The sequence below is a fragment of the Bacillus sp. DHT2 genome, from assembly GCF_026241455.1.
Lineage (GTDB): Bacteria > Bacillota > Bacilli > Bacillales > Bacillaceae_G > Bacillus_A > Bacillus_A pseudomycoides.
Genome location: NZ_JAPHWH010000003.1, coordinates 81,658 through 108,204, shown reverse-complemented (window position 1 = coordinate 108,204; position 26,547 = coordinate 81,658). Strand labels below are relative to the sequence as shown.

Annotated in this window: 24 protein-coding genes and 2 pseudogenes; 18 read left to right on the top strand and 8 right to left on the bottom strand. The window is 36.9% G+C overall.

Annotated features, from left to right (window positions below; genetic code table 11):
- Nucleotides 1-73: 73 nt before the first annotated feature.
- Together ORL93_RS09455 and ORL93_RS09450 are read right to left on the bottom strand one after the other, a co-directional pair.
- Nucleotides 74-1,744, bottom strand: coding sequence for a multicopper oxidase family protein (locus ORL93_RS09455; protein WP_097795055.1), 1,671 nt, complete (start codon nucleotides 1,742-1,744; stop codon nucleotides 74-76).
- Between the two features lie 203 nt (nucleotides 1,745-1,947).
- Nucleotides 1,948-2,577 (bottom strand): GNAT family N-acetyltransferase, encoded by a 630-nt coding sequence (locus tag ORL93_RS09450; RefSeq protein WP_097795056.1) that lies wholly within the window; start codon nucleotides 2,575-2,577, stop codon nucleotides 1,948-1,950.
- A 127-nt stretch (nucleotides 2,578-2,704) separates the two neighbouring features.
- Between ORL93_RS09450 and ORL93_RS09445 the strand changes: the two genes are divergently transcribed.
- The 3 genes from ORL93_RS09445 to ORL93_RS09435 all read left to right on the top strand — a co-directional run bounded on the left by ORL93_RS09445 (nucleotide 2,705) and on the right by ORL93_RS09435 (nucleotide 5,970).
- The gene (locus tag ORL93_RS09445; RefSeq protein WP_265958971.1) at nucleotides 2,705-3,520 is read left to right on the top strand and encodes a MerR family transcriptional regulator; all 816 of its coding nucleotides are present in this window, start codon (nucleotides 2,705-2,707) and stop codon (nucleotides 3,518-3,520) included.
- A gap of 230 nt (nucleotides 3,521-3,750) precedes the next feature.
- Nucleotides 3,751-4,866: a DUF6688 domain-containing protein gene (locus ORL93_RS09440; protein ID WP_018782908.1), complete on the top strand. Its 1,116-nt coding sequence runs from the start codon at nucleotides 3,751-3,753 to the stop codon at nucleotides 4,864-4,866.
- 195 nt (nucleotides 4,867-5,061) lie between these two features.
- Complete coding sequence (locus tag ORL93_RS09435; RefSeq protein WP_098161358.1) at nucleotides 5,062-5,970, top strand: polysaccharide lyase family 20 protein; 909 nt, start codon at nucleotides 5,062-5,064, stop codon at nucleotides 5,968-5,970.
- A 221-nt stretch (nucleotides 5,971-6,191) separates the two neighbouring features.
- On the opposite strand, the gene ORL93_RS09430 is transcribed toward ORL93_RS09435, so the two are convergent.
- Nucleotides 6,192-6,950, bottom strand: a complete 759-nt coding sequence (locus ORL93_RS09430) for an SDR family oxidoreductase (protein ID WP_265958970.1) — start codon at nucleotides 6,948-6,950, stop codon at nucleotides 6,192-6,194.
- Nucleotides 6,951-7,248: 298 nt separating this feature from the next.
- On the opposite strand from ORL93_RS09430, the gene ORL93_RS09425 reads away from it, so the two are divergent.
- Nucleotides 7,249-7,812 (top strand): TetR/AcrR family transcriptional regulator, encoded by a 564-nt coding sequence (locus ORL93_RS09425; protein WP_006093813.1) that lies wholly within the window; start codon nucleotides 7,249-7,251, stop codon nucleotides 7,810-7,812.
- A 270-nt stretch (nucleotides 7,813-8,082) separates the two neighbouring features.
- Nucleotides 8,083-8,580, top strand: a complete 498-nt coding sequence (locus ORL93_RS09420) for a DinB family protein (protein ID WP_097795060.1) — start codon at nucleotides 8,083-8,085, stop codon at nucleotides 8,578-8,580.
- 10 nt (nucleotides 8,581-8,590) lie between these two features.
- On the opposite strand, the pseudogene ORL93_RS09415 reads toward ORL93_RS09420, so the two are convergent.
- Nucleotides 8,591-8,749, bottom strand: a pseudogene (locus tag ORL93_RS09415) (IS1595 family transposase); the annotation flags it as partial.
- Between the two features lie 76 nt (nucleotides 8,750-8,825).
- Nucleotides 8,826-8,966, bottom strand: coding sequence for a YflJ family protein (locus ORL93_RS09410; RefSeq protein WP_018766939.1), 141 nt, complete (start codon nucleotides 8,964-8,966; stop codon nucleotides 8,826-8,828).
- Between the two features lie 156 nt (nucleotides 8,967-9,122).
- Between ORL93_RS09410 and ORL93_RS09405 the strand changes: the two genes are divergently transcribed.
- Nucleotides 9,123-9,482, top strand: a complete 360-nt coding sequence (locus tag ORL93_RS09405; protein WP_097795061.1) for a hypothetical protein — start codon at nucleotides 9,123-9,125, stop codon at nucleotides 9,480-9,482.
- 26 nt (nucleotides 9,483-9,508) lie between these two features.
- On the opposite strand, the gene ORL93_RS09400 is transcribed toward ORL93_RS09405, so the two are convergent.
- The gene (locus ORL93_RS09400) at nucleotides 9,509-9,694 is read right to left on the bottom strand and encodes a YhzD family protein (protein ID WP_003195690.1); all 186 of its coding nucleotides are present in this window, start codon (nucleotides 9,692-9,694) and stop codon (nucleotides 9,509-9,511) included.
- A gap of 138 nt (nucleotides 9,695-9,832) precedes the next feature.
- On the opposite strand from ORL93_RS09400, the gene ORL93_RS09395 reads away from it, so the two are divergent.
- Genes ORL93_RS09395 through yhaM form a run of 3 tightly spaced genes read left to right on the top strand, consistent with a single transcriptional unit; the run spans nucleotide 9,833 to nucleotide 14,984 of the window.
- A complete protein-coding gene (locus tag ORL93_RS09395) occupies nucleotides 9,833-11,074 on the top strand; it encodes a metallophosphoesterase family protein (protein ID WP_097795062.1) in 1,242 nt (413 codons plus the stop codon).
- On the top strand, nucleotides 11,071-13,998 hold the full coding sequence (locus tag ORL93_RS09390; RefSeq protein WP_098161359.1) for an ATP-binding protein: 2,928 nt from the start codon (nucleotides 11,071-11,073) through the stop codon (nucleotides 13,996-13,998). The genes ORL93_RS09395 and ORL93_RS09390 overlap by 4 nt, the downstream gene beginning before the upstream one ends.
- A 41-nt stretch (nucleotides 13,999-14,039) precedes the next feature.
- Entirely contained in the window at nucleotides 14,040-14,984 is a 945-nt protein-coding gene (yhaM, locus tag ORL93_RS09385) for a 3'-5' exoribonuclease YhaM (RefSeq protein ID WP_097795064.1), read from the top strand.
- A gap of 321 nt (nucleotides 14,985-15,305) precedes the next feature.
- Here the strand turns inward: yhaM and ORL93_RS09380 are convergent, their stop codons facing one another.
- Together ORL93_RS09380 and ORL93_RS09375 are read right to left on the bottom strand one after the other, a co-directional pair.
- Nucleotides 15,306-15,800, bottom strand: coding sequence for a hypothetical protein (locus ORL93_RS09380; RefSeq protein WP_265958967.1), 495 nt, complete (start codon nucleotides 15,798-15,800; stop codon nucleotides 15,306-15,308).
- A gap of 53 nt (nucleotides 15,801-15,853) precedes the next feature.
- Nucleotides 15,854-16,273: a hypothetical protein gene (locus tag ORL93_RS09375; protein ID WP_018766935.1), complete on the bottom strand. Its 420-nt coding sequence runs from the start codon at nucleotides 16,271-16,273 to the stop codon at nucleotides 15,854-15,856.
- 452 nt (nucleotides 16,274-16,725) lie between these two features.
- On the opposite strand from ORL93_RS09375, the pseudogene ORL93_RS09370 reads away from it, so the two are divergent.
- The 9 genes and pseudogenes from ORL93_RS09370 to glpK form a co-directional block, all read left to right on the top strand.
- Nucleotides 16,726-17,123: pseudogene (locus ORL93_RS09370) on the top strand (tyrosine-type recombinase/integrase); the annotation flags it as partial.
- A gap of 218 nt (nucleotides 17,124-17,341) precedes the next feature.
- A complete protein-coding gene (locus ORL93_RS09365) occupies nucleotides 17,342-18,436 on the top strand; it encodes a Rap family tetratricopeptide repeat protein (RefSeq protein WP_098160544.1) in 1,095 nt (364 codons plus the stop codon).
- The gene (locus ORL93_RS09360; RefSeq protein WP_006093830.1) at nucleotides 18,436-18,633 is read left to right on the top strand and encodes a Phr family secreted Rap phosphatase inhibitor; all 198 of its coding nucleotides are present in this window, start codon (nucleotides 18,436-18,438) and stop codon (nucleotides 18,631-18,633) included. The genes ORL93_RS09365 and ORL93_RS09360 overlap by 1 nt, the downstream gene beginning before the upstream one ends.
- A gap of 373 nt (nucleotides 18,634-19,006) precedes the next feature.
- On the top strand, nucleotides 19,007-19,891 hold the full coding sequence (locus ORL93_RS09355) for an alpha/beta fold hydrolase (RefSeq protein ID WP_257130785.1): 885 nt from the start codon (nucleotides 19,007-19,009) through the stop codon (nucleotides 19,889-19,891).
- Nucleotides 19,892-20,115: 224 nt separating this feature from the next.
- A complete protein-coding gene (locus ORL93_RS09350; RefSeq protein ID WP_097795495.1) occupies nucleotides 20,116-22,503 on the top strand; it encodes an immune inhibitor A domain-containing protein in 2,388 nt (795 codons plus the stop codon).
- 144 nt (nucleotides 22,504-22,647) lie between these two features.
- Complete coding sequence (locus tag ORL93_RS09345; RefSeq protein ID WP_003195714.1) at nucleotides 22,648-22,848, top strand: sporulation YhaL family protein; 201 nt, start codon at nucleotides 22,648-22,650, stop codon at nucleotides 22,846-22,848.
- Nucleotides 22,849-23,088: 240 nt separating this feature from the next.
- Entirely contained in the window at nucleotides 23,089-23,646 is a 558-nt protein-coding gene (locus tag ORL93_RS09340; RefSeq protein WP_006093839.1) for a glycerol-3-phosphate responsive antiterminator, read from the top strand.
- A gap of 541 nt (nucleotides 23,647-24,187) precedes the next feature.
- Entirely contained in the window at nucleotides 24,188-25,009 is an 822-nt protein-coding gene (glpF, locus tag ORL93_RS09335; RefSeq protein ID WP_003195722.1) for a glycerol uptake facilitator protein GlpF, read from the top strand.
- 13 nt (nucleotides 25,010-25,022) lie between these two features.
- Nucleotides 25,023-26,513, top strand: coding sequence for a glycerol kinase GlpK (gene glpK, locus ORL93_RS09330; protein ID WP_097795493.1), 1,491 nt, complete (start codon nucleotides 25,023-25,025; stop codon nucleotides 26,511-26,513).
- Nucleotides 26,514-26,547: the final 34 nt, after the last annotated feature.

The window sequence follows — 26,547 nt, the reverse complement described above, 5'->3', positions numbered from 1 at the left end:
GGAACTTTGAATAGTTTTATGATAAAGAGATAAAGATATCAAATGAATGAAAAAGAGAAGAGAAATCATGGAATTATGATTTCTCTTCTCTTTTATTTTTCCGTTGTTGATAGCAGCCAAAACATTGAGAAAAGGCGTTATCGCTACATTGTTCAGGATCTCGTTCGCATGGGTTAAATCTAGGGTTAGCTAGCACCTCGTATGGTCTCATCATATCGTAATCTTCGTGTTCAAGAATATGACAGTGCCACGGGTAAGCTCCTGTAAATGGACCAAAGCGTGCGATAATCCGGGTCACTTCTCCGGGATTAGCACGAACAGTATCTTTCCATCCTCTCTCGTTTGGATCAGGTGGTATGGGCGGTCCGACTTTGAGGTTAGAACCATTTGGATCGCCAGTAAATACAGCACGATTCAAAATTTGAAAATTGACAAGGTGCAAATGAATCGGGTGAGTGTCTGGTGTCGTATTGTACAGCTCCCAAATCTCTATAGTTCCATTATACGGGGTTTCTGTAATAGGCTGACTCCACTCCATGTTATTTAATAATGGCATAGGGCGTCCGAAATTATCGGTAGCTTCAAGTAAAGTGTTTTTTCGTGTGATTACAGCATCCTGGGGATTCAACTGTTCCAAGCAACTCAACTTCTGTGGAATTTTACTTTTGTCATGTTTGCAGTATGTTTGTTTGACGCGAAATTGCATAATCTGTCTCAGATCTTCAGAAGGACTTTCGCCGTCAGGGAACGGGGTTGGTGCGTCATTTGTTAAAATAATACTCTGACCATTATGGTTTGAAAAATCGACAATGACATCGGCACGTTCCGCAGGTGCAAGGATGATTTCGGATACTAGGACTGGTTTTTCCAAAAGTCCTCCATCCGTACCAATTTGGACAAAATTTTGCCCAGAGCTCAGCTTCATACGATAAAAACGAGAATTGGAGCCATTTAGGATGCGGAACCGGTATTTCCGCGGCTCAACCTCAAGATAAGGCCATACTTTTCCATTGACTAAAATTGTGTTACCGAAAAATTCAGGGACCACTGACGGATTTGGTAATGTAGGATCGATTGGTGGAGGTGGCTGTGGGGCTGGAGGCGGCATATTTCCTGGTTGGGATGGATAAAAGAGTTCACCATTGGCATAGAACGAACGATCTTGGATGACCAGCGGGATTTCAAAGTTTCCACTCGGAAGATTCAACTTCTTCTCTTCTTCATCTCTGAGAAGATAGAAGCCCGCAAGACCTGCATAAACGTTCAAACGAGTAATTCCAAGGGCGTGATCATGATACCAAAGTGTTGTAGGGCGTTGACAGTTTGGATAATAGTAGACTTCAGTCACGAATTTCGGCCCAACATTTTTAAAATCTCTTGTGAACCATGCATCAGGATATCCGTCACTTTCTGGACGAACACGGCCTCCATGTAAATGGACAACCGTCCTAACAGAAGGTATGGATGATTCCGCACCATGAACAGTTTGGTCGACAGGCAGCAGGTGTTCAAAGGGCAATTTATTTTTCCATTTTACAAGAATAGGGTGATTTCTTTCTGCTTCGAATGTAGGACCCGGGTACATACCGTTATAGCCCCAGACAGTAGTTGGCGGCAAATCCCGATGTAATTTTTGTTTGACTTGCTTCATTGTTACTTCATAGAATGGTACTCCATCATGGGTACCTTCTGCTTTTAAGACAGGAGGAATTGGTAATGCATCGACAAATTTTTTAAAAGACAATTCACTGCCTCCTTTTTAAATCATCAAATATTGTTTGTCATATATAATATGAATTTAATGTAGACCGGTATAGACGAATTTCTAACAGGAAATGAATGAAATAGGCTGGAATTGTAAAAAAGCAATTTGTTTCAGAGAAAATTTCATTTAAATGAGTTATGGTGAACCGTATCCCAAAAAAGGGATACGGTTTTTACTATTCGTTAAAAATCATAACAGTATAAAAATACATTAAGTTTTGTTTTCATTGAATCGAAATAAATTTCTTTTTCATTTATACGTTCAAAGTTTTGACTATCATAAAATCCATAGTTACATTTATTATCTGTATATAGATATAAAGATTTCACATTCGTACTTTTCATATAATTAGACAAATGATTTATTAGAGCCTTTCCAACCCCAAGGCCTCTAGATTCCCCTGATACAATAAATAACTGTATACAACCTTGAAAATCATCTTCCTTTCCTTCTATAAGTTCTTTATATGTGTCTTCAACCTTTGAGGATTCTTTTATGAATTTTTTATTCTCTTTATTAGTCATGAATACTTTCAGCATGGTGTAGGCAAAACTTAAAGTATTATGAGCTCTCTTTAAACGCTTTTTGTCTTTTTTTGAATCCCCCAAAATAACACCAATAATTTTATTGTCTTTTTCTGCTACTTTGCTAAATGAGCTCCCTAAAATACAACTCTGTAGATAGATGTTTAATATGGAATCTAAAAATTTTTTATCCTCAATCATTTCATTGAAGCCAAATGCTTCACCAATCAAAGCTTTGACAGATTCATAATCTTCTTTAACTAGACTTCTGTATGTTACTGTATTCATGTTTCGAAACTCCCTTGTATATAAGTGAATTTTGTATTTTATTGCAAATATCTTATTATGATCATAAGGTCTCTCTTAAGGGGAGAGTCAATGATAATATAAGAAAAATATAAAGGAAGTGATTAGGGTGAAAAACTTATTTTCTATTGGGGAAGTTGCGAAAATAAAGGACATCACAATAAAAGCGTTACGATATTATCACAAAATGGGGATTCTTATTCCAAGATATATCGATGAAACAACAGGTTATAGGTATTATTCTATAGATCAATTTATTCATATAGATATTATAAAAAGCTGTAGAGAGTTAAGAACGAGTATAGTAGAGCTTCAAGAGATTTTTAAGGACTGTGATACTGATCAATTACTACAATTTTTACAATTAAAAAGATATGAAGCAGAAGAAAACATAAAGAAAATGCAAGAAGTAATCCAAACCATTGATAGCTTAAATATGAAGGTAGAGACTTCTAAGGATATATTAAATAGTGATGAGATATCTATTCAGTTCTTTGAACCACGCTATGTAATTGTAGCACCATGTAAAGAAGTGGGAAGTTTACAAGAGCTACTTTACTATTCAGACTTAGAGAAAATCATTCAAGATAAAGAGGGGAAAATGTCAATGGAAAGAGGAATCATATATAACTTTAATTCAGAGGGGGATGCAGAACCAAAATATGTTTTTAGTAGATTTCAAGGGAATTCTAATATAGAAGCTGAACAAAATATGAAAATATTACCAAAGGGAAAGTATGTAACGTTATCTTATAGTAAAGAGAATGAAGAGGAACGTCGAAATAAAATCATTAAATATGTAAAAGAAAATAATTTAAAAGTTAAAAGTTTCATTGAAGTGGAGTTATTTAACGATTTCTTTAATACAGAATCTTATAGCTGTCAAATTCAAATGTTGATAGAAAATAATGAGTCAGTTGGATAAAAGATAAAGACCCCTTTCTTTTTAGAGGTGGTCGAGAGCATCTGGCCATGCATAGAAGCGGTCGGGGCGAAGGGATTTTGTCCGTTTTATTTATCACTAAACATTTATTCTCATATTTTTGCTCGTTCTTAGGATTATTAATAGCGAGAAATAAGATGATAGTTTTTTTGCAAAAGGTAAACTGTTAAAATACTAACAAAGTGTTTGGATGGATTAGAGGAGGGAGAGAGTTGCTTGTTTTTATAAAGGTGCTCTTATTTATTTCAATTCCTAGGTATGCTTTTTTTAGGATGTCTCGGAATTTTACGAAGGAGAAATCAGTCAAAATCAAATCAATAGATGTTTTTGCCTCCATGGTTATTTATTGTTTATTCATGCTTGGCTTTTTTCTAAATGGAGTGGCAGCGGGTGCTGGTGAGCAATTGCATATTTTTGAAAGGACTGGTGCTAAGAATAATGGATATGCTTCTCTTGCAAATGAATATATAGTTTCAGTAATTGTCTTAATAACATTGGGGATGATTAGCTTTTGGATCGTAAGCCTTAATTATGGGGATCTTCCTCCGCTTATTTATGTGGTATGCAGTACATTAATGATACTGAATATCATATTTGCGGTTGCCTATCTCACTCATACAGCCTTCTCAAATGATGGTGAAGAATATTCGGTTTTTCTTCTGCAAACTAGCTGTCTATCGTTGTTTGTTTTATATATCGCAAGCTTGAAAGATTCTCTGAACCATTTTCTTGCTAGTCAGCATGAAAAAGAGATTGAGTACAACAATAAATGTATGCTATTTCTCTTCCGGGTATGTAATAACTATCAACAGATGTCAAAACTATGGGCTATAAGCTTGTTTCCAGTTCTGATTATCATCCAACTAATTTTGGTTCTGTTTGGGCAACGACCAGATAGCTTTATTCGTGTGTTCCTTGAAACAAGTTCTTTCAACTATTCGAATATCCCTGCGCCAAAACCAGAGATAGTGGCGGGTGACGGGCATTATTTGTGTACGGTCTCTGCTAGAGGGCATAAAAAATTGGTCAAGCCAGTTAGGGCAGGCATCAGAAGTGGAGAAAGAATCCCTGTGAACCGCCAACTACTAATTGCTAATGCATTTGAGAACATTCTTGAACAATATGTTCCAAACTTCCATAAAGCCATCCGTAATTTTTATGACAGGTATGGCTACCCAATCAGCAGGCATATCAATTCAAAATGGTCTGCAGACATTATCTATCTTATCATGAAGCCTTTGGAATGGTTATTCCTTATTGTGTTGTATACGGTGGACAAAAAACCAGAAAACAGAATTCATAAGCAATATAGTGAGTTGAGGAAGTGAAATGACCAGAGATGGTTGCTATGGGACATTCAATATTTATTCTGTTGTTTCATTTAATGATGGATTAATTCGATATAATAAGAGAGGAATGGGTTGGCATTACATAATAGGGGAACTATACATCGCCCTCAACTTAAGAGATTTTAATGCCATCAAATGCAAAAGAAACATCAACCAGATGGAGTGTAACGAAAGATGAAAAAAATTCTTGCTATATCTTTCCTATTTGTCAGTTTACTTGTAGGTGGTATCGTATTGGTTAATAGAAAAGAGACAGTGACTCAACCCTATATATCCAAAAAAGAAAAGAAGCCTAAGTTGAAGGAAACAAACAATTCTATTATGTTAGAAGATATCTTTCAATCTGGTCTAGAAAAATGGAAAATAGCAATCAACGACTCGGAAAACCGCACCAACCTAGATATTGACACGATCACGCAGCGTGTACATGTAGTAAATGCGCCAGGCATGACGGGAGATCACAAAGCAGTGCAGTTCGTTGTTCCGCATTCTCAAGGACAATTCCGCTCGGAAATTGCACAGCCATACGAAGAAGGGTTCCACGAACGTTGGTATACAGCACGGATTTATATCCCGCAGGATTGGGTGTTCGACAAGGGCAGTGGCGACGATATCGTCATGCAATGGCATGCTGTACTCGGCAGTGAGCGGGTGGATCGGGATTTTCCGGAATTGGCTATTGCAGTGAAAGGTGACAGATGGAGTATACAACGCGCATTCGGTCCTACTGCGAATATAGAGCGCGATTCTAAGACATTGGACGAACTGGTGCAAAAAGTAGTCTGGTCTTCTTGGGTAATTCATGCAAAGTGGTCATCAGGGAACGACGGATTGCTACAAATATGGAAGGATGGAAAAGTTGTATGGGAAGTGCAAGGTCCTAATGCCTATACTACACGTGCGCGTACGCCTTACCTCAAAACAGGGCTTTACCACCCACAGTGGAAACCGAAGTACGGTGAACTGAAACCTAGTCCGGTAAAAGAACGGAAGATTTTTATCGCTGATGTCAAGATTGGAAACGAACGGGCGACCTATCAGGATATGGTGACCAAAGATGATTCCTCAAAAAAGGAAAAATAGACATCCAGAACAACTGAGTGATGCAGAAGATTTACGATTTTAACATAAACTTACTAATTTGATGAAGAGTATAATGATATAAAGAGTAAAACGGGTCAGTTCATGTTATGACCCGTTTTTACATGTATTCTGAATGAACACCATACCCATCAAGTTAAGAAAACAGATCAACTCATTTCTCTAAACTTGATAGCTATGTGTTGTAACCCCTAATAGGTGTATTAATAGGAAGTCCAGCCGCCGTCTACCGCAATCACTTGTCCGTTTACGAAACTAGCTTCGTCTGAGCCTAAGAAGATAGCTAGCCTTGCAACTTCTTCTGGTTGTCCGGCACGTGGATTAATTGCCATACCTAATGCTTGGCGGCTTGCTCCAAATTCGCTCAAATGAGTCATTGAAGAAGCAATGTTTGTCATGACTGCTCCAGGAGCGATACCGTTACAACGGATGTTTTTGTTCGCATACATAAAGGCAGTGTTTTTTGTTAGGCCAACGACTGCATGTTTAGATGCTGTGTAAGCAGCACCAGCACGTGCGCCGTATAGTCCGCCTGCAGAAATGTTATTAACGATCGTACCATGTCCTTGTTCTAAGAATAGATTCACTGCAATCCGCATTGTTTTCATTACAGCTACTGTATTAACGAAGAAAACCTTCTCCCAGCGTTCGTCTGAAATTTCACCAACAGGCTCCATTCCGTCCATGATGCCTGCATTATTAACAAGAATATCTAATTTTCCATAAGCTTGTTTTGTTTCATTGAAAAGACGTTGTAGATCTTCATCGGAAGTAACGTTTGTTTGAACAGCAATGGCCTCTGCACCTGTAGCCTTAATTCCCTGTACTACATGTTGAGCCCCTTCTAAGTTTAAGTCTGATACAACGACCTTTGCGCCCTCTTTTGCATAACCTTCTGCGATTGCTTTCCCCATGCCTGACGCAGCACCAGTGACAATTGCTACTTTTCCTTTTAATCTCATTCGAAACGGCCCCCTTTGTCTGTTTATCTCGCATTAACGGGCAGTAAGACCTCCACCTCAAAATTCAGCGAAAGCAAAGAAGTTAGGTGGGGGATCAACTGCCCGTAAAAGCCCGATTGGTGCAGGCTGATAATCAGTGGGGAATGAAGCCCCCCATTAATTAAAATTTCACTTTATTGAACAGTTGTTCAATAAAAAGTATAATCATATAAAAGAGCGCTTACAATGAGCAAAAAAACGATAAATGTTCAATAATTAACACATAGTTAGAAATGTGTTCAATAAGAGGTGAAAAAAGATGCGTACAGATATGCGGATTGTGAAAACAAAAGAGGCGTTACATAATGCATTGTTAGAATTACTAAATGAAAAAAATCTAGAAGTCATCTCAATCTCGGAAATTTGCAGAAAGGCAAAAATAAATCGTGGTACATTTTACTTGCATTATAAACAAGTAGAAGATTTATTCGAGGAATATTTTAAAGAAATTACAGCGGATTTGGTCCGATCTTATCAAGAACCTTATCGCCACGTATCAGTATTGAAAACGAGTAAATTAGACCCGTCTACCATTCGGGTTTTTCATCATATCGAAAAATATAAGTCATTCTACAGAATTGTTTTTTCCAAAAAGGTTCCATTAATGTACTATTATTTATTATTTGAGGAAATAAAGCGTTTGTTACTTCAAGATCAAGAGGCTTTTCTTAAAGAAGGAGTTAATCATTCACTCTATTGTTCCTACCAAGCGAATGCGATTATTGGCATCATTATTGAATGGTATCAAAATGATTTTTCTTATAGTACAAGTTATTTAAATGATCAACTTGTGCAATTCTTAAATATGAGAGTAGACGAATAGTTCAATTTGATAGGAATTATAAAAGAGAGGATTATTATGATAAGGAGACAGAGAATAAGGATATTACCGAGGTTCATGTGGCGAAGCATCGGAACGGGTACCTAATTTCTTTAAGTACCAACCTTTGCTAACGAAATGCATATCATCGGTTTCTTTTTTTATAAAAGGCTGTTGGTTTTATAACTGAAAATATTTATAAGAACATACGTTTGTGTATTGTGAGTTTAATGTTATAATTATATTAAATTAATTTAGAAAAGAGGGATTAAATTGAGTGAGGTAAAAAACATAATTAGTAATTTTAGTCATTATTCATCTTGGTTAAGCACTTTAGAAGAAATTGATGACACATTATGGTCTAAATCAATAGCCGAAGGTAAGTGGTCTGTAAGGGAGATAATAGCCCATATTATGAATTGGGATAATCATCTATTAAAAAAAGTCCTCCCATCTGTACAAAATGAAAAGGGAATGGAGTTTCCAAATTTTGATACACATAATAAAAAGGCATCAGACTATGCAAAATCAGGAATATCACAATCAAAACTTCTTGAAGAAGCAAAAGATACAAGGGAACTACTTATAAAAGAACTTAACGAATTTCCAATCGAAAAGCTAAACAAGTCATTAACTGCAAATGGTGTAACTCATTGTCCACATACTGGAGCACCTTACTCACTTATATATATTGTTAAGGAATTTACAGACCACGATAACCACCACAAAGGACAAATTATACAATTCTTAAGGGAAAACAATTTGGACTAATTCAAGTTGTTTTTTTGTCTTTCTCACCACGTTTTTTGTCTTTTCTATGAGCGATTTCACGATGACCTTTTAAAGCTTCTCGAAAGAAAGTTTCGTCGCTCACTATGATGCCTTGTAATGGATTAAAACCAAGAGTTCCTAATGCGTTCAAGATTTTGTGTCTCCAATATATATGAAAACAGCCTTTATGAAAAATAAAAAAGAAGCAACGCAAAAACAAACGTTGCTTCTTTCTTGTATTAGTATTAAGCCGATTCTTTCTGAACTCTCTCAAGCAAACTAGCCAACACATGCGTACGATAGGATTCTAGTTTTTTACCTTCATAAGTACGGATACCTAATTTTTTTAGTTCCTTTACATACCAACCTTTGCTACCGAAATACATAGAATCGCTCCCCTTCAAATTTGTTTTTTTATGTGTTCTGATTGTTACTTGGAGGTACGGGAAATAGATGAAGGAAATGAATTTCGTGTGAAAATGGTTAACTTTGATGCAAAAGACATATATACTAAAGGTAGTATATAACGAGGTGGGCACGACGTGATTATAGAGAAGCACGAAATTCAAATTGACCAAATTACGAGCGGAAAGGTGAATATATTTACTTTCTACCGAAATAGAAAGCAAATTGACGATCCGTTTTTACAATTGCAAGAGCCATCGCTTACGGCCAACTACTATTTCCATTTTCATTTGGATGCAGAGAGCTTGAGTCTTCTGCAGGAAGAGTTTCCTAATGTATATCCGTACGGCGGGAATGGAACCATTCACGACTGGACGGAAAAGATGAAAGATGAGCTAACGCGCCAAATTCAAACTGGAAAGTGGAACAGACGCGTGCGTATTGGTAACCGGATTCTAGATGTGGTATTTACGTGGTGTGATGAAGATATAGAATGAAAAAGAAGCGGATGACGCTTCTTTTTTTAGCGCTGGAATAAAACGAGTTTTCCTGCGGAAGATGTGCAGCGATGTGTGTGCTTATGCAATCCCTTTTCTTGTAAAATGGATGCTCCTTTTGATTTCGCTTCTGCTTCTGTTGCCGCCTCGAATGATTCGTCTAGCATTTTTGAACCATCTTTTTCAAAGACTGTTAGAACGTATACTCCCATGAAAATTCCCTCCAAAAATTAAAATCAGAATCTTATAACTATTTTGTCATAAAATGCTAGAATATGCAAAGAAATATGTGACATTGCGTGGTAAAATAGAGTGAAACTTTTATAGGATAAAGAAAGGATCGTTTATTTGTGAAACAAGTAAAGTTTATACATGCGGCAGATTTGCATTTGGATAGTCCGTTTAAAGGGATGGAAATGAATGTGCCGTCATCTGTTTGGGAAAGAATGAAGCAAAGTACGTTTCAGTCGTTTGAGCGTATTATCGATAAAGCAATTCAAGAGCGCGTTGATTTTGTATTACTAGCAGGAGATTTATATGATGCGGAAACGAGAAGTCTTAGGGCGCAAGTGTTTGTGAGGGAGCAGATGAAGCGCCTTTCGCAGTATGAGATTCCGGTTTATATCATTCATGGTAACCACGATCATTTAGGGGGAAGCTGGGCAGCAATTGAGTTTCCTGAAAATGTTCATGTGTTTGCAGAGCCATATGTAGAAGAAAAGCCGTTTTATAAAGATGGTGAACTGCTTGCATCTATTTATGGGTTTAGTTATTTGCAGCAGGCTGTAACGGATAATATGACGGCGCAGTATGCAAAAATGAGCGATGCGCCTTTTCATATTGGCATGCTTCACGGGAGTGTGGAAGGCGATGCGGAACATAATCGCTATGCGCCGTTTCAAATTCGTGAGTTAAAAGAAAAGGGATTTGATTACTGGGCTCTTGGGCATATACATAAGCGAGAGATTTTAGCAGAGGAGCCATATATCATTTATCCAGGCAATATACAAGGACGCCACCGGAAGGAAACAGGAGAGAAGGGGGCGTATCTTGTTGAGATAACAGAGCAGGGAACGGTGTGCTCATTTTTCGGTGCGGCGGATGTAGTTTGGGAAGAGACGGAAATTAGCATTGATGAACTGCAAACAGTTGATGACCTTATGATAGCTTGTACGGAAGTGATGAATGAATGGCGTCAGGAAGAGGAAGGAACTCTTTTGACAATTGTATTCATCGGACAAGGGCCATTGTCTCCTTATTTACGTGATGAAAAACGTGTGGAAGAGATTTTTCATATTTTAGCAGCGGGAGAAGAACGAAGAGATTTTGTGTATGTGATGAAGTGGAAGAATGAGACGGTTTCATTTGCAGAAATCCAGCGATTAAAAGAGGAGAATCATTTTGTTGGTAGTGTATTGCAAGAATTGGAATCATTTACGAATATGGATGCGGTGCTTAGGACGATTTGGACATCTCCAGTTGCGCGTAATGTGATTGAATCCTTTTCAGATGAGGAAAAAGCAGAGATTCAAAAGGAAGCGGAAAATATTATATTAGAGCAACTATTCCAGCAAGAGAGGGATAAAAAATGAAAATTGAAAAACTCCATATTTATGGTTATGGAAAATTAGAAAATGTGGAAATGGATCTTTCATTGCTGACGGTGTTGTACGGTGAAAATGAAGCAGGAAAATCAACGATTCGTTCGTTTATGAAGAGTATTTTGTTTGGGTTCCCAATGAGAGGACAAAGGCGTTATGAGCCGAAAGAAGGCGGGAAGTACGGCGGCAGGGTGACTGTTATGACTGAGCAGTATGGGAGACTCCAAATCGAGCGCTTGCCGAAAACGGCTGCTGGGGAAGTAACAGTATACTTTGAAGATGGAAAAACAGCTGGAGAAGAAGTGTTACAGACTGTGCTGAGCGGGATGAATGAGAGCCTGTTTGATTCTGTCTTTTCGTTTGATATGCACGGTCTTCAAAATATTCATCATATTGGAGAAGCTGAAATCGGAAATTATTTATTTTCGGCGAGTGCAGTTGGGAGCGATGCCCTGCTGCAGTTAGATAAAAAGTTAGAAAAAGAAATGGAGCAGCGTTTTAAGCCAAATGGTCGTAAGCCTGAGATCAATGCGTCACTTCAAGAAATAAAGAAGCTCCAAGAAAAGCTTGGGGCGTGGCAAGGGAAGATTGGTACGTATGAAAAGTTAATGGGGCAGTTAAAAGAAAATGAAGGGCGTCTTGCTCATATTCGGAATGAAAAAGAGATGGCAGACAAGCGTAAGCAAGACTATGAAGTATTGGCTGCATTGCAACCTCTTGTGATTGAAAAACATGCATATGAAAAAGTGCTAGAAGAACAGAAGAATCCGTTTCCTGTTCGAGGAGTAGAACGTTTCGAAACGATAAAAGCAAAACTCGAGCCGCTCGGGGTACAATTGGATTCCATCCAGAAAAGGATGGAAATGGTGCAAACGGAAGTGGATGGGGTAGAAGTACAAGAAGAGCTCTTGCAAAAGGATAGCTATGTAGAAGAACTTCGTATGCAGCATATGTCATATGAAAATGCACGTCAAGAAATGCGTGATATTACAGTAAGTATTGGAAATATGAAAGAAGAGATAGAAGAGCTTGAGCAGCAAATTGGTGCTACTTTTAAGAAAGAAAGTGTGCTTTCATTTGATACAAGCCTTGCAGCGAAAGAAATGATAACGCAAACGGTGCAAAAGGCGAGAGCATTAGAAACGCGGAAAGAGCAGCTAGATGAGCGCTTTAAAGTAGTGCAAGAGCAACTAGAAGAACAGGAAGAGAATGTAGGGCACATCCGAAAGCAGATGTTAGCGGATGAAGAGCGACAGGCGCTTGTAGAAAAGGAAAGATCGTTTCAAGATACAGTTTTTATGGGTACTGGCGTGGAACGAATGAAGCGTAAATATGAAGAAAGAATGAAAATCGCGCAGGAAAAGAAAAAGCGCTGGCAGACGATTTGTTTCCTTTTGTTAGCTATTAATACAGTGATTTTGCTGACAAGTATATTTCTAGATAATCGTGCATTGTTATTTACAAGTGTTATCGTCTTTGTCCTAATTGTACTTGCACTTGTTTTGTATAAAGATACTTCTTCCGATGGTTTACAAGAAGAACTGCTCTCGCTGCAGCAAAGTGCAGGCGGAAGGCAAAATGAAGAGGCGCTATCCATTCGTTATCAATTAGAAAAAGATGAAGAAATTCGTAAATTATTTGAGCGAGAGTCTTATAAATTACAACAAATAGAACGAACCTATGATAAAGGTGTTTCTGCATATGAAGAATGGGAGCGAGATACGTTTCGTATGGGAGAGCAAGTGGATACATATAATGCGCGTTATTCTTTCCCAAGTTTTTATACATATGCACATGTCTTGCCAGCATTTGAACGCATTGAAAAGATGCAGCAGTTATATCGTGAGGTAGGAAAGCTGGCGGAGCGAAAAGGAATATTATATGAAATGATTTCGCAGTTTGAACATAAACTAGAAAACGTTATGGAAAATACAGATTTTGATCATCTTCATATGATCAGTAATCGTATTCAAAAGGAAAAAGAAAAGAAACAAAAGAGAGAGCAGCTTTTAGGGAAGCTAGCTGATTGGAAAGAAGAACAAGCACTATTACAGCATCAAGTAGAACAACTTACATTAGAAAGAGATGCGCTCTGGGAAATGGCAGCAGCTACTGATGAAGAAATGTTTTTAGAAGCTGGCAAGAGGGCAGAAAAGCGTGAAGATGCAGAGAAGCAAGTAGAGCGGTTATCACCTCAAATTGACATGTTAGAAAAACGTTTAACAAGCTTATCATTAGCGGAACACTATCAAGTGGAAGGGTATGAAGGAAAGCTGAAACAAGAAGCGCTCTATATACAAGACTTCCTTTCACAAGAGAAGGAGTTGACCGAGCGTATTGCGGAGCACCGCGTAGATGTTGCGAACTTAGAAGAAGGTAGTACGTACGGCGATTTACTCCATGAATGGGAAATGAAAAAGTCCCAAGTGCGTGAGCAAGTGAAGAAGTGGGCGGCGTATGCAGCGGCAAAAACAGTGTTAACAAAAACAAAGCAATACTATCATGAAGTGCAGCTGCCGCGCATTTTACAAAAGGCAGAGGAGTATTTTGTATATTTAACAGGCGGTCAGTATAGTAAGATTTTTTCACCATCAGAAACAGAGCCGTTTATTGTAGAACGAAGTGATGGTATTCGTTTTTATAGTCATGAACTCAGTCAAGCGACAGCGGAGCAACTTTATTTATCACTAAGATTTGCGCTAGCCCGGACGTTTGAACATGATTATCCATTTATTATTGATGATAGCTTTGTGCATTTTGATGCAGTAAGAACAGAACGAACAATCCAGTTAATAAAAGAAATTGCGAAGGATAGACAAGTGATTTTCTTTACATGTCATGCCCATCTATTATCATTCTTTGCGGAAAAACAGATTATAAAATTAACACGTGAGCATAAAGAAAATAAGGTATAATGTGCTATACTAAAAGTACTTAAGTTGGTGGAGGAATCAGGATGAAAAAGAAAATTGCAGAATATGAAGTTGGTGAACAAGTCGATATCTTCTTGTTAATTAAGACAGCGACAAAAGGTATCGCGAGTAATGGGAAGCCATTTTTAACAGTAATCTTACAAGACCAAACTGGAGATATTGAAGCGAAGCTATGGGATGTATCACCAGAAGTTGAGAAACAATATGTAGCAGAAACGATTGTTAAGGTAGCTGGAGATATTCAAAACTATAAAGGGCGCATTCAACTTCGTGTGAAGCAAATTCGCGTTGCAAATGCGAATGAAGTGACAGATATCTCAGACTTTGTAGAAAAAGCACCAGTGAAAAAAGAAGATATGGTAGAAAAGATTACACAGTACATATTTGAAATGAGAAACCCAAACATTCAGCGTCTCACAAGACACTTATTAAATAAGCATCAAAGTGAATTTTTAGATTATCCAGCAGCAACGAAAAATCACCACGAGTTTGTATCAGGGCTTGCTTATCACGTTGTATCGATGCTTGATTTAGCGAAAGCCATTGCTATGCTATACCCATCTTTAGATAAAGATTTACTGTATGCAGGTGTTATTTTACATGACCTTGGAAAAGTAATTGAATTATCTGGTCCGATTTCAACAACGTATACATTAGAAGGAAATCTACTTGGCCACATTTCCATCATGGTAAACGAAATTGGAAAAGCAGCAGATGAGCTGAAAATCGAAGGAGAAGAAGTATTAATTCTTCAGCACATCGTCTTATCCCATCACGGGAAAGCGGAATGGGGTAGCCCAAAACCGCCATTAGTAAAAGAAGCAGAAATTCTGCATTACATTGATAATTTAGATGCGAAGATGAACATGATGGATCGTGCCCTTGGACGCACGAAGCCAGGTGAATACACAGAACGTGTCTTTGCGCTTGATAATCGTTCGTTTTATAAGCCTACTTTTCATAACTAAATAATACTTATGAGGCAAGTGATTTTAGCGTATAGCTGAGGTTACTTGCCTTTTTTATTTTTAAAAGTGGGGGGAGTAACACATATCCATCAACTTAAGAAATTGGTTGTTTCCCAAAACGAAAAAAGTAAGCTGAATTCTCATAAATAAATGTAGAAATATAAAATTTTCGTTTTGGGGATATTTCAAAATCTTAGCTTGATGAGTATGGGGCGTGGCCCTATCTTAAAAAATAAACCTTTTTTCCTACTTTTCATTATTTTTTTCTTCAGAAACAAAAAAAGCCTCTCAAATAAACCGAGAGCCCCTTTAAAATAAAAATCACTTTTGACACAAAACAATGATTTTATATGGCGTAGTTTGGGCTGGTATACTCATTGTTGCAAGACCATAAATAACTATTAAATTTCGATTCGCAAGATTCCCTGTAAAAAATTGGCCATTTGTTAATAAAATTTGAGTAGAAGGAGAAATATTTAATTTTAATTTTCCATCACTACTCTCTAACTGTTCATTAAAATTATCTACTTTTACATTTTGATAGGGTATATATTTCGCTATAACAATTGCTTGAAATTGTGGTGGGAAAATGAGAGGAACAGGGACGTTAGCATCGTAAAATCCAGTTACTTTATCTCCTACTACTACCGCTGCGTAGTCAATAAAATAAGTATTTGGTTTCACTACAAAATTTGTTAGAGTCCCATAACCATTATCTACGGATATTAATTTAGTACATCCTATTTCTTCATTTGATCCTGTTACAAAATCGTTAATCATAGTTATTGTCCCATCAAATGATTGAAAGTTTTTCATTCTAATACCTCTTTTGTTTATATAATTAAACTTTTATCGTTACTCTATAATTTTTAAAAACATGTAAATGAATTAATCCTTCTTGTATCAATTCCAAAAATCACCCAAAACCTACCGTTCCATCTAAAACCAGTAACAGATCTTCGTCCTACAAAAATCGGATAATACCAAAACTGTTCACCATTCGTAAGCCATATATAGGTATTTCGAAATAAACAGAATGAAATTGCCCCTGGATCAACAGCAAATGGTGAAGCAGTTGATTGTTGAGGAATAAATGATGGAGGAGGAGATGTTGGAGCTTGTGAACTTTGCTGTCCTGGTGCACCCGGAAAACCTGGCATTCCCGGTATATCTGGTGCACCCGGAAAACTTGGCATTCCCGGTATACTTGGAATCTGAGGACCAGGGAATTGACGATCGAAGTATTGATTATAATTTATATAAGGAAAATATATTGACTCATTATACATTTAAAAATCACCTCTTTATTTTTAAAATCTCCTAAAGTATTAATATGTAATATTTTCCGTATAGGAAGCTTATTCACTTCTTATACGGAAAATATTTTAATAAAGCGCATATTAAACATAAATGTATTACCCTTTGTTTTTGGTATGTTCGGCTCGGCAACATATCCATACTTACCGAATTTCTTCATACAATGGAGGAAAGGTGGGGTTAAACCCCACGAATTTAACGTAACTTTATATATGGAATAAATTGATCTGTCATCTTAATTCACATAATTTTCAAAACTATAAACTTTGCATGTTAATATTTGTTATATAATAAAGAGGTCCTAGTAGTCTTAAGAAATAGTGATCCCTAGTTTTTCTGATAAGATAGTTTGTTTACCCTTCAGTTTACATTATTTTAAAAAGAACTTGTATTTTTTTACAAGTTCTTTTTGTTTTTACTACAAAAACGAAAAAAGAGAAAAGAATTCAAAAGCAAAGAGGAAAAAACGAAGAAAGAGCGCATGATTAATCTCACTTCTATTTTTGATGAAGTCTATTCCTATACCCAAACCCTAGAAAGTACCTGGTTATTTCCTTCTCGAAAAGGAGATCAACCCATTAGCCAAATCCAAGCGTACCGACAATTACAAAAAGCCGGAGATTTTGCCGGTGTAGAATCCATTGGTACCCACACTATGCGCAAAACCTTCAGCTATTGGTTTTATAAACAAAAGATGTAGCCATGTTGCAAGAAATACTCATCTATAGTCATGTAAATCCTTACGGGACCTTTAAATTGGATATGATGGAACGAATTCAAATTGAAGAGAGATCATATCTAGAGGAATCAGTGCATTCTTAATTCATATCCTTATTGCGGGTAGTGACAGTTTCGCTGGTACTACCCGCAATAAGGATATGAAAGCTATTTTTTATGAGGTGGATTGTAATTATGTCTTTTGAGTTGAATATTCTGATAATTATTTCTCAAGTTATTTATATATTTAGAGGGATATACAATTTGTGGAAAAGTGATAATATTTAGATAATTATAGTTCTAAACGAGGGGGATGAATTTCTATGAGTGCACATGTAGTAACGAAAGAACAGATTAAGCATTCATTAGACGCTTGGTATCAGTCAATGCTGCAACAACAAGTAGAGAAAGCGACACGATTGAAAGAGGAAATTGAATCAAAAATTAATCATATGGAAGAAGATCAAAACATATTGTTTTATTATTCATTATTAGATTTTCGCTATCAAGTGTTAGCAGATCGTTTAAGTATTACAAGCAATAGCTTCGATAAAATTGATTCCTTGTCTCTTCCGGATGATCTGCTTTTAACACATTATTATCATCTCTTTAAAGGTATTCATCTAATGTTCATTTCGAATTACAAAGAATCTGAAATACATTTTGAGAAAGCTAAAGAATTATTAAAGCAAGTTTCTAATCCGATAGAACAAGCTGAATTTCATCAACACTTTGCTGTATTGTATCACCATACTTACAAAATGCTATCTTCTATTGAATATATAAATAAAGCGAAAGCAATATTTTTAAATCAAGAAGGATATGAAGTCAAAGTTGCATCCTGTGAAAATATTATAGGGACAGCTTGTATATTTTTAAAACAATTTGAACAAGCCGAAGAACATTTAAATCGTGCAATTGACATTTTACAGAAAGCTAAAGAAGATAAGCTAATTTTAATAGTTAGACATAATCTAGGTTTATTGTATGCTACCCAAAATCTATCTACTTTAGCTATTCGTCATTTATCAGAAGTAACAGAGAAACTTCCTAATCATATCAAAGCCATTTTCCTACAAGCAAGGGAACATTATAAATTAGGTGAAATAAATATTGCACAAAAATTAATTGAAAACGGTTTAAATATTTGTTCTGCAGTAGGAAACAAAGAATATATGTATCACTTCAACATTTTGAAAAGACTAAATGAAAGATGTTCAATGGATTTAGTGGAAAAAGAGATAAAAGAAGGACTATTTTACTTCGAAAAACAAGGATTATGGGATTATGTTGAAGAATATGGTGAGTTGTTAGCTGTCGAATTTCGTAAATTGAATAATCATGAAAAAGTAAGTGATTATTTTAATATCTGTTATGAAGCGAAACAAAAATTATTAAGTAGAGGAGCGTTAAAATAATGAAAAAATTGGGTGTTATTACTGTTGGTTTATCTGTTATCGGAATTCTTTCCCTTGGATTAAATCATTTTGCTGAAACACAACAAGCTACTCACGCAGACCATTTCATATCAAAGCCTGATTTAGCATATAGCGTTAGCGATACATCTACCTATTCATATACTGATGGAAACACCGGTATAAGTGCTTCAGAATAGAACACGAACACCTATAATGAATACTCATGTAGACCTATAACAAAAAGAAGAACGTTTACCCTCACTAAAAGGCGTTCTTCTTTTATTTGTCTTCTTTATCCTTCATTTCTATAAGTATATAAAACTTTTGCAAAATGATTGACCTACTTTTTATTTGTAACTATAATGATTACAAGAGGGTTGGACAGTACGAAAATAATCAAATACAAGAAATATCCCAATGCATTCTTACTTAGAGAGAAAGCATATTTTTTTGATATAGTTGTAACTTTAATAGTTACAACTATATGGCTATAAAATACCGACAAAAAGTGAAAGCTTATGTTAAGTGTATTTTTTCATGATTTAAAGTAGCGGAAAGGAGACAATAAATTTGAAACGATTAAAGTTCTATATAATTAGTTGTATTGTTCTTGTCGTATTAGTGATTTGTAATATCGTTGAGAAACCAACAGCAAAAGTAGAAGAAGTAAAAAATACTGTTGCAACAAAATTGAACACAACAGAAAAAATGGCAGAAATTGATGGGCAAACAATATATTTTAAACAAATTGGTGAAGGACAAACGCCGCTTCTTATGCTTCATGGCTTTGGAGGTTCTTCTGATGGATTTCGTGATATTTATCCAGAATTAGCGAAAGATCATACGATCATTGCAGTTGATATTTTAGGATTTGGTCGTTCTTCGAAGCCAATGGATTTTCAGTATTCATTTCCAGCGCAAGCAAATATATATTATAAGTTAATGAAAAAATTAGGCTATGATAAGTTTGCGGTGCTTGGTCATTCAATGGGGGGAGAGATTTCTCTTAATTTAACATACCTATATCCTGAGGCGATTACGCACCTTATTTTAGCGGACTCGACAGGAATAGAATCCTTCCAGCAAAAAGAAGGTTTCCAAAAGCCGAATTTATCGGTTGATTTAAATACGGTATCTACCATTACGGATTATGATAAAAATGCGGTGAAAAATAGAAGAGATGATAAAGAGCATTATAGTGAACTAAGTAAGATGAGAGAACATCGATTAGCGATGGATGCAAATGAAATCAAGGTGCCGACCTTAATCATCTGGGGCAGAAATGATAAAAGCGTTTCATGGAAAAATGGTGAAGCCTATCATCAACTATTTAAAAATAGTACATTCCATATTATTGAAAAAGGGTATCATGCTCCGTTCCGTCAAGAGCCGGAAGAGTTTGTGAAATATGTCCAAGCTTTTTTTGAAAAGCATGCTGTATCCATCAATGAATAGAATTACCCGTTCCTTCTTTCATAATTAAGAAGATGATTCAAACAAAGGTTCTGCTATTTAGGGCAGAACCTTTTTATTTTGCTATCTTATGTATTTCACCCTGCATAAAAAAATATTTCTCAACATTTTATTTGTTGAAAAATATTGAATATTCGTCATAATACGAATATTATGTTGTTATCGACAAAAAAACGATAGTTCGCAAACAACGGGGAGGAAATGCATTGAAAAAGAATAAGAAGTTAAAACCTTTATCAGTATTAGCAACAGCGGCAGTGCTAAGTAGTACTTTTGCATTTGGAAGTCAAGCAGCATATGCTGAAACACCATCATCATCTCTACCAATAGATGAGCATTTAATACCGGATGAGCGTTTGGCAGAAGCATTAAAAGAACGGGGAGTCATTGATCAATCTGCATCACAAGCTGAGACGTCAAAGGCTGTTGAAAAGTATGTTGAGAAAAAGAAAGGGGAAAACCCTGGGAAAGAAATCATTACAGAAGATAGTCTTACGCAAGAAGCTTCTGATTTTATGAAAAAAGTAAAAGATGCAAAAATGAAGGAAAATGAACAGGCGCAGCAGCCAACAGCAGGACCAGTAGCTGGACAAGATGCAGGATTGAATCCTAGAAAATTAAATGGAAAAGTACCTACTACACCAGCAAAGCAAGAAGAGTACAATGGAACTGTTCGAAAAGATAAAGTGCTTGTTTTACTCGTAGAATTTAGCGATTTTAAACATAATAATATTGATCAAGCGCCAGGATATATGTATTCTAAGGACTTTAATCGTGAGCATTATCAAAAAATGTTATTTGGTGATGAGCCATTTACGCTATTTGATGGGTCAAAAATTAACACATTCAAGCAATATTATGAAGAGCAATCAGGTGGTAGCTACACAGTTGATGGAACTGTAACGGAATGGCTTACTGTTCCAGGAAAAGCTTCTGATTATGGTGCAGATGCTGGTACCGGTCATGATAATAAAGGACCTTTAGGACCGCGTGATTTTGTGAAGGAAGCATTAAAAGCAGCAGTAGCAAAAGGGATTAACTTAGCTGATTTTGACCAATTTGATCAGTACGATCAAGATGGAGATGGTAATAAAAATGAGCCAGATGGCATTATCGATCATTTAATGGTTGTTCATGCTGGCGTGGGTCAAGAAGCTGGCGGCGGTAAATTGAAAGATGATGCGATTTGGTCTCACCGTTCAAAACTTGGATCAAAACCATATGCAATTGATGGAACACAAGCTTCTGTTCCGAATTGGGGCGGAAAGATGGCCGCATACGATTATACAATCGAGCCTGAAGATGGAGCAGTAGGTGTGTTTGCCCATGAGTACGGTCATGATTTAGGCTTACCGGATGAGTACGATACAAAGTACACTGGACAAGGTGAACCAGTTGAATCTTGGTCTATTATGAGCGGCGGCAGCTGGGCTGGAAAGATTGCAGGAACAGAGCCAACAAGTTTTTCACCACAAAATAAAGAGTTTTTCCAAAAGAATATGAAGGGTAACTGGGCGAATATCGTTGAGGTAGATTATGATAAACTTCGCACGGGAATCGGTGCTGCAACATATTTAGATCAAAGTGTTACGAAATCAAAACGACCAGGAATCGTTCGCGTTAACTTGCCGGACAAAGATATAAAAAATATCGAATCGGCATTTGGTAAGAAGTTTTATTACAGTACAAAAGGAAATGACATTCATACAACACTTGAGACACCAGTATTTGATTTAACAAATGCAACGGATGCTAAGTTTGATTATAAGGCATTCTATGAGCTTGAAGCGAAGTATGATTTCCTTGACGTGTACGCTATTGCAGAAGATGGAACGAAGACACGTATTGATAGAATGGGCGAAAAAGACGTAAAAGGCGGTATGGATACAACTGATGGTAAGTGGGTTGATAAATCATACGATTTAAGCCAATTCAAAGGGAAAAAAGTAAAATTACAGTTTGAATATTTAACAGATATTGCAGTAGCTTATAAAGGATTTGCGTTAGATAATGCAGCATTAACTGTAGACGGCAAAGTTGTTTTCTCTGATGATGCAGAAGGACAACCTGCAATGACGTTAAAAGGATTTACTGTGTCTAACGGATTTGAACAGAAAAAACATAACTACTATGTAGAGTGGAGAAATTACGCTGGTTCTGACATGGCGTTACAACATGCACGTGGCCCAGTCTTTAATACAGGAATGGTTGTATGGTATGCGGATCAAAGCTTTACAGATAACTGGGTAGGCGTTCATCCAGGTGAAGGATTCTTAGGCGTAGTAGATTCTCATCCAGAGGCAATCGTAGGGACATTAAACGGACAACCGACTGTGAAGAGCAGTACGCGTTATCAAATTGCCGATGCGGCATTCTCATTTGATCAAACGCCAGCATGGAAAGTAGATTCGCCAACTCGCGGTATCTTTGACTATAAAGGATTACCAGGCGTTGCGAAATTTGATGATTCTAAGCAGTATATCAACAGCATCATTCCAGATGCAGGACGTAAGTTGCCGAAACTAGGATTGAAGTTTGAGGTAGTAGGACAAGCTGAAGACAAGTCTGCAGGTGCAGTTTGGATTCATCGATAGAATTTTAAAGACAGTACTTCTATCTACGGTGATTGTAGATGGGAGTACTGCTTTACTTGTTTGAAAAAGAAATTGTCATAACTCTTGTCCTACCTTCATATAGTGAAACTAACAAGGCTTGTCTCAGGAAAGGAAGGGCGAAGAGTGGAAACTTTACCATGGTGGATTTATCTTGTTATTATCGGGATTGTCGTAAGTGGTTACATGGTTTTATATACTTCGAAAAAAGAGCAAGATATGGATAATGAGTTTATTGAAAAAGAAGGAGAAGTATATATGAAGCGTTTAGAAGAAGAACGCGAGAGACGTAATCAAGAGAGTGATAAGGATTCTGTGTTGCTTTAATCCTAGTAAAGAGTGAGTAACTAATCGGTTATTCACTCTTTTTTTGCGCCATCATTATATTGGTGATTTTTAAGATATATCAATCGTTTCTCGTCATATATCGGCAATTGGACATAGGATATCGACTGTTCAACACAATGCGACAAGAATGAGAATTAAAAATTTCTCTTGCTAGCTTTTCTTTTCGCTTAAATTGTGTACTATAAAAGGTAGGATGACGTAAAGAAGGGGAATTTTTGAATGGAATTTCATGAACAAAATATTTTGCCAGCTGTTCGGCAAATAAAAGATTTAGAAAAGTTACTATATAGTTCTTATGAGTATATTGTTATTTTAGACATTCATATCGGTCAATTGAAAAGTGTTGTTGCACTTGCGAAGCAGCATTGTAAAAAGGTATTTTTACATGTCGATTTAATTCACGGTTTGCAAAGCGATGGCCATGCGACAGAGTTTTTATGCCAAGAGTATAAGCCATATGGACTATTGTCGACAAAGGCAAGTGTAATTATGAAGGCGAAGCAAAAGGGTGTTGTCGCGATTCAACGTATCTTTTTGATTGATTCGAGTGCGATGGAAAAGAGTTGTAATCTTTTAGAGAAAACAAAGCCGGATTATATTGAGGTGCTTCCCGGAGCTTTAACAGGTGTGATTGCTGAGGTAAAAGAACGGACGGGCGTACCGATTTTAGCAGGCGGATTTATTCGTACGGTTGATGATGTAGAAAGAGCGTTATCCGCTGGTGCGACGGCGATTACAACGTCGAAAAAAGAACTCTGGAAACATTACCAAAGATAGAAAAAGCTTTCTTTTAGGCGGAGAGAGGATCCGTCTGAGCATAGAAGCGGTCAGTACCCATTTTCGTCCCACGCCTTATGAAAACAAAGAGAGAAAATGAGTGGAAGACCGCTTTTGTTTACAAAGCCGCGATTTATATGTGGGAAAACCGAAATAAAAGCTTTCTTTTAGGCGGGAAAGAGGATCCACCTGTGTATAGAAGCGGTCAGTACCTAATTTCGCCTTATGCCTTGTACAAACAAAGGGAGAAAGTGAGTGAAAGACCGCTTTCTTCTCGTAACAGTGGCTTGTATGTTGAGAAAAATAAAAAGTGTCGAAAATGTGAAAAGAATGTATTGACACCGCTTTCATTTAAGGTTAACATTATAGATAAGTTAATAAACGTGACGGAGAAAAGAAGAGATCCACATTTCATTGTTTCTATATTTTTTATATAGAAGCATGCCAGGTGTGGATCTTTTTCTTTTGAAAAAAAAACGAATGGCCATTCATTTTACCTCTATCACATTGGAATTATTTAAATTGATTGTGGAGGGATTTTATGTCAGCATTTTTAGGGGAGTTAATAGGGACAGCGTTGTTAATCGTTCTTGGTGGCGGCGTTTGTGCAGGCGTAAGTTTAAAGAAGTCGTTTGCTAAGGATTCCGGTTGGATTGTTATTACGATGGGCTGGGGCTTAGCGGTTGCCATCGCAGCATATGCAGTAGGATCGATTAGTGGGGCACATTTAAATCCAGCAGTAACAATTGGACTTGCTTTTAAGGGAGCGCTTCCATGGAATGATGTACCAGGTTATATCGCAGCGCAAATGATCGGGGCAATCATCGGTGCAATTATCGTATATTTACATTACTTACCTCATTGGAAAGAAACAGAAGACCCAGGTACAAAATTAGGCGTTTTTGCAACAGGACCAGCAATTCCAAATACATTTGCAAACCTTTTAAGTGAAATGATTGGAACATTCGTTTTAGTATTTGGTATATTAGCAATTGGTGCAAATAAATTTGCGGATGGTTTAAATCCATTCATCGTAGGTTTCTTAATTGTAAGTATTGGTTTATCATTAGGTGGAACAACAGGTTATGCAATTAACCCAGCTCGTGATTTAGGACCTCGTATTGCACACTTCTTCTTACCGATTCCGGGTAAAGGTGGATCAAACTGGAAATATGCATGGATTCCGGTAGTAGGACCGATTTTAGGTGGATCACTTGCAGGTTTATTCCATCAAGTTGTATTTGAAGGAAAACAAAATGCAGCATTTATTTATGTGATAATTGCAACTGTGATTGTACTAGCAATCTCTTATATGACAAGTAAAAAGAGCGAAAACAATACAAATAGTAGAAAAGTAGCATAAGGGGGAACCGATTATGAAAAAATACATTCTTTCATTAGACCAAGGAACAACAAGCTCGCGTGCAATCCTTTTTAATAAAGAAGGTAAAATTGTTCATTCAGCTCAAAAAGAATTTACACAACATTTTCCAAAGCCAGGTTGGGTAGAGCATAATGCACAAGAAATTTGGGGATCAATTTTAGCGGTTATTGCAACTTGTTTAAGTGAAGCGGACGTAAAGCCAGAGCAAATCGCTGGTATTGGAATTACAAACCAACGTGAAACAGCGGTTGTATGGGATAAAGAAACTGGTAAACCAGTTTATAACGCAATCGTATGGCAATCTCGCCAAACAGCTGAAATTTGTGATGAGTTAAAAGAAAAAGGCTATAGCGATATGGTTCGCGAAAAAACAGGACTTTTAATTGATGCATATTTCTCAGGTACGAAAGTAAAATGGATTTTAGATAACGTTGAAGGTGCAAGAGAAAAAGCAGAACGCGGCGAATTATTATTCGGTACAATTGATACATGGCTTGTATGGAAATTGTCTGGTGGTAAAGCACACGTAACAGACTATTCAAATGCATCACGTACATTAATGTTTAATATTCATGACCTGCAGTGGGATGATGAGCTTCTAGATATGTTAGAAGTGCCGAAAAGCATGCTTCCAGAAGTACGTCAATCTTCTGAAGTATATGCCCATACAGTTGATTATCATTTCTTTAACCAAAATATACCGATCGCAGGTATCGCAGGTGACCAACAAGCTGCGTTATTTGGACAAGCTTGCTTCGGTGAAGGTATGGCGAAGAATACATATGGAACTGGTTGCTTCATGTTAATGAATACAGGTGAAAAAGCAGTTGCATCTGAACATGGCCTATTAACAACAATTGCATGGGGTTTAAATGGTAAAGTTGAATATGCGCTGGAAGGAAGTATTTTCGTAGCAGGTTCTGCAATTCAATGGTTACGTGACGGCATGCGTATGTTTAAAGATGCAAGTGAGAGCGAAGAATACGCATCTCGCGTTGAATCAACAGATGGCGTTTACGTTGTTCCAGCATTCGTAGGGCTTGGAACACCATATTGGGATAGTGAAGTACGCGGAGCGGTATTTGGCGTAACACGCGGAACAACGAAAGAACACTTTATCCGTGCAACGCTAGAATCATTAGCATATCAAACAAAAGATGTATTATGTGCTATGGAAGCAGATTCAGGTATTGAACTGAAAACATTACGCGTTGATGGAGGAGCGGTTAAGAATAACTTCTTAATGCAATTCCAAAGTGATATGTTAGATGTTCCAGTAGAGCGTCCAGAAGTGAATGAAACAACGGCTTTAGGTGCAGCATATTTAGCAGGTCTTGCAGTTGGATATTGGGAAAACCAAGACGAAATTAAGGCGCAGTGGAATATGGACAAGCGCTTTGCACCAGCAATGGAAGCGGAAACAAGTGAAGAGCTATATGCTGGTTGGAAAAAAGCGATTGAAGCAACAAAAGCTTTTAAATAATTATAAACAGTGTTATAATGATGATAAGTTAATA

Excerpts from the sequence above, each read along its gene's own strand:
- ORL93_RS09450 (WP_097795056.1), bottom strand. The coding sequence starts at position 2,577 with ATGAATACAGTAACATACAGAAGTCTAGTTAAAGAAGATTATGAATCT.
- ORL93_RS09435 (WP_098161358.1), top strand. The coding sequence starts at position 5,062 with ATGAAAAAAATTCTTGCTATATCTTTCCTATTTGTCAGTTTACTTGTA.
- ORL93_RS09430 (WP_265958970.1), bottom strand. The coding sequence starts at position 6,950 with ATGAGATTAAAAGGAAAAGTAGCAATTGTCACTGGTGCTGCGTCAGGC.
- ORL93_RS09425 (WP_006093813.1), top strand. The coding sequence starts at position 7,249 with ATGCGTACAGATATGCGGATTGTGAAAACAAAAGAGGCGTTACATAAT.
- ORL93_RS09410 (WP_018766939.1), bottom strand. The coding sequence starts at position 8,966 with ATGTATTTCGGTAGCAAAGGTTGGTATGTAAAGGAACTAAAAAAATTA.
- ORL93_RS09400 (WP_003195690.1), bottom strand. The coding sequence starts at position 9,694 with ATGGGAGTATACGTTCTAACAGTCTTTGAAAAAGATGGTTCAAAAATG.
- ORL93_RS09390 (WP_098161359.1), top strand. The coding sequence starts at position 11,071 with ATGAAAATTGAAAAACTCCATATTTATGGTTATGGAAAATTAGAAAAT.
- yhaM (WP_097795064.1), top strand. The coding sequence starts at position 14,040 with ATGAAAAAGAAAATTGCAGAATATGAAGTTGGTGAACAAGTCGATATC.
- ORL93_RS09380 (WP_265958967.1), bottom strand. The coding sequence starts at position 15,800 with ATGAAAAACTTTCAATCATTTGATGGGACAATAACTATGATTAACGAT.
- ORL93_RS09375 (WP_018766935.1), bottom strand. The coding sequence starts at position 16,273 with ATGTATAATGAGTCAATATATTTTCCTTATATAAATTATAATCAATAC.
- ORL93_RS09365 (WP_098160544.1), top strand. The coding sequence starts at position 17,342 with ATGAGTGCACATGTAGTAACGAAAGAACAGATTAAGCATTCATTAGAC.
- ORL93_RS09360 (WP_006093830.1), top strand. The coding sequence starts at position 18,436 with ATGAAAAAATTGGGTGTTATTACTGTTGGTTTATCTGTTATCGGAATT.
- ORL93_RS09340 (WP_006093839.1), top strand. The coding sequence starts at position 23,089 with ATGGAATTTCATGAACAAAATATTTTGCCAGCTGTTCGGCAAATAAAA.
- glpF (WP_003195722.1), top strand. The coding sequence starts at position 24,188 with ATGTCAGCATTTTTAGGGGAGTTAATAGGGACAGCGTTGTTAATCGTT.
- glpK (WP_097795493.1), top strand. The coding sequence starts at position 25,023 with ATGAAAAAATACATTCTTTCATTAGACCAAGGAACAACAAGCTCGCGT.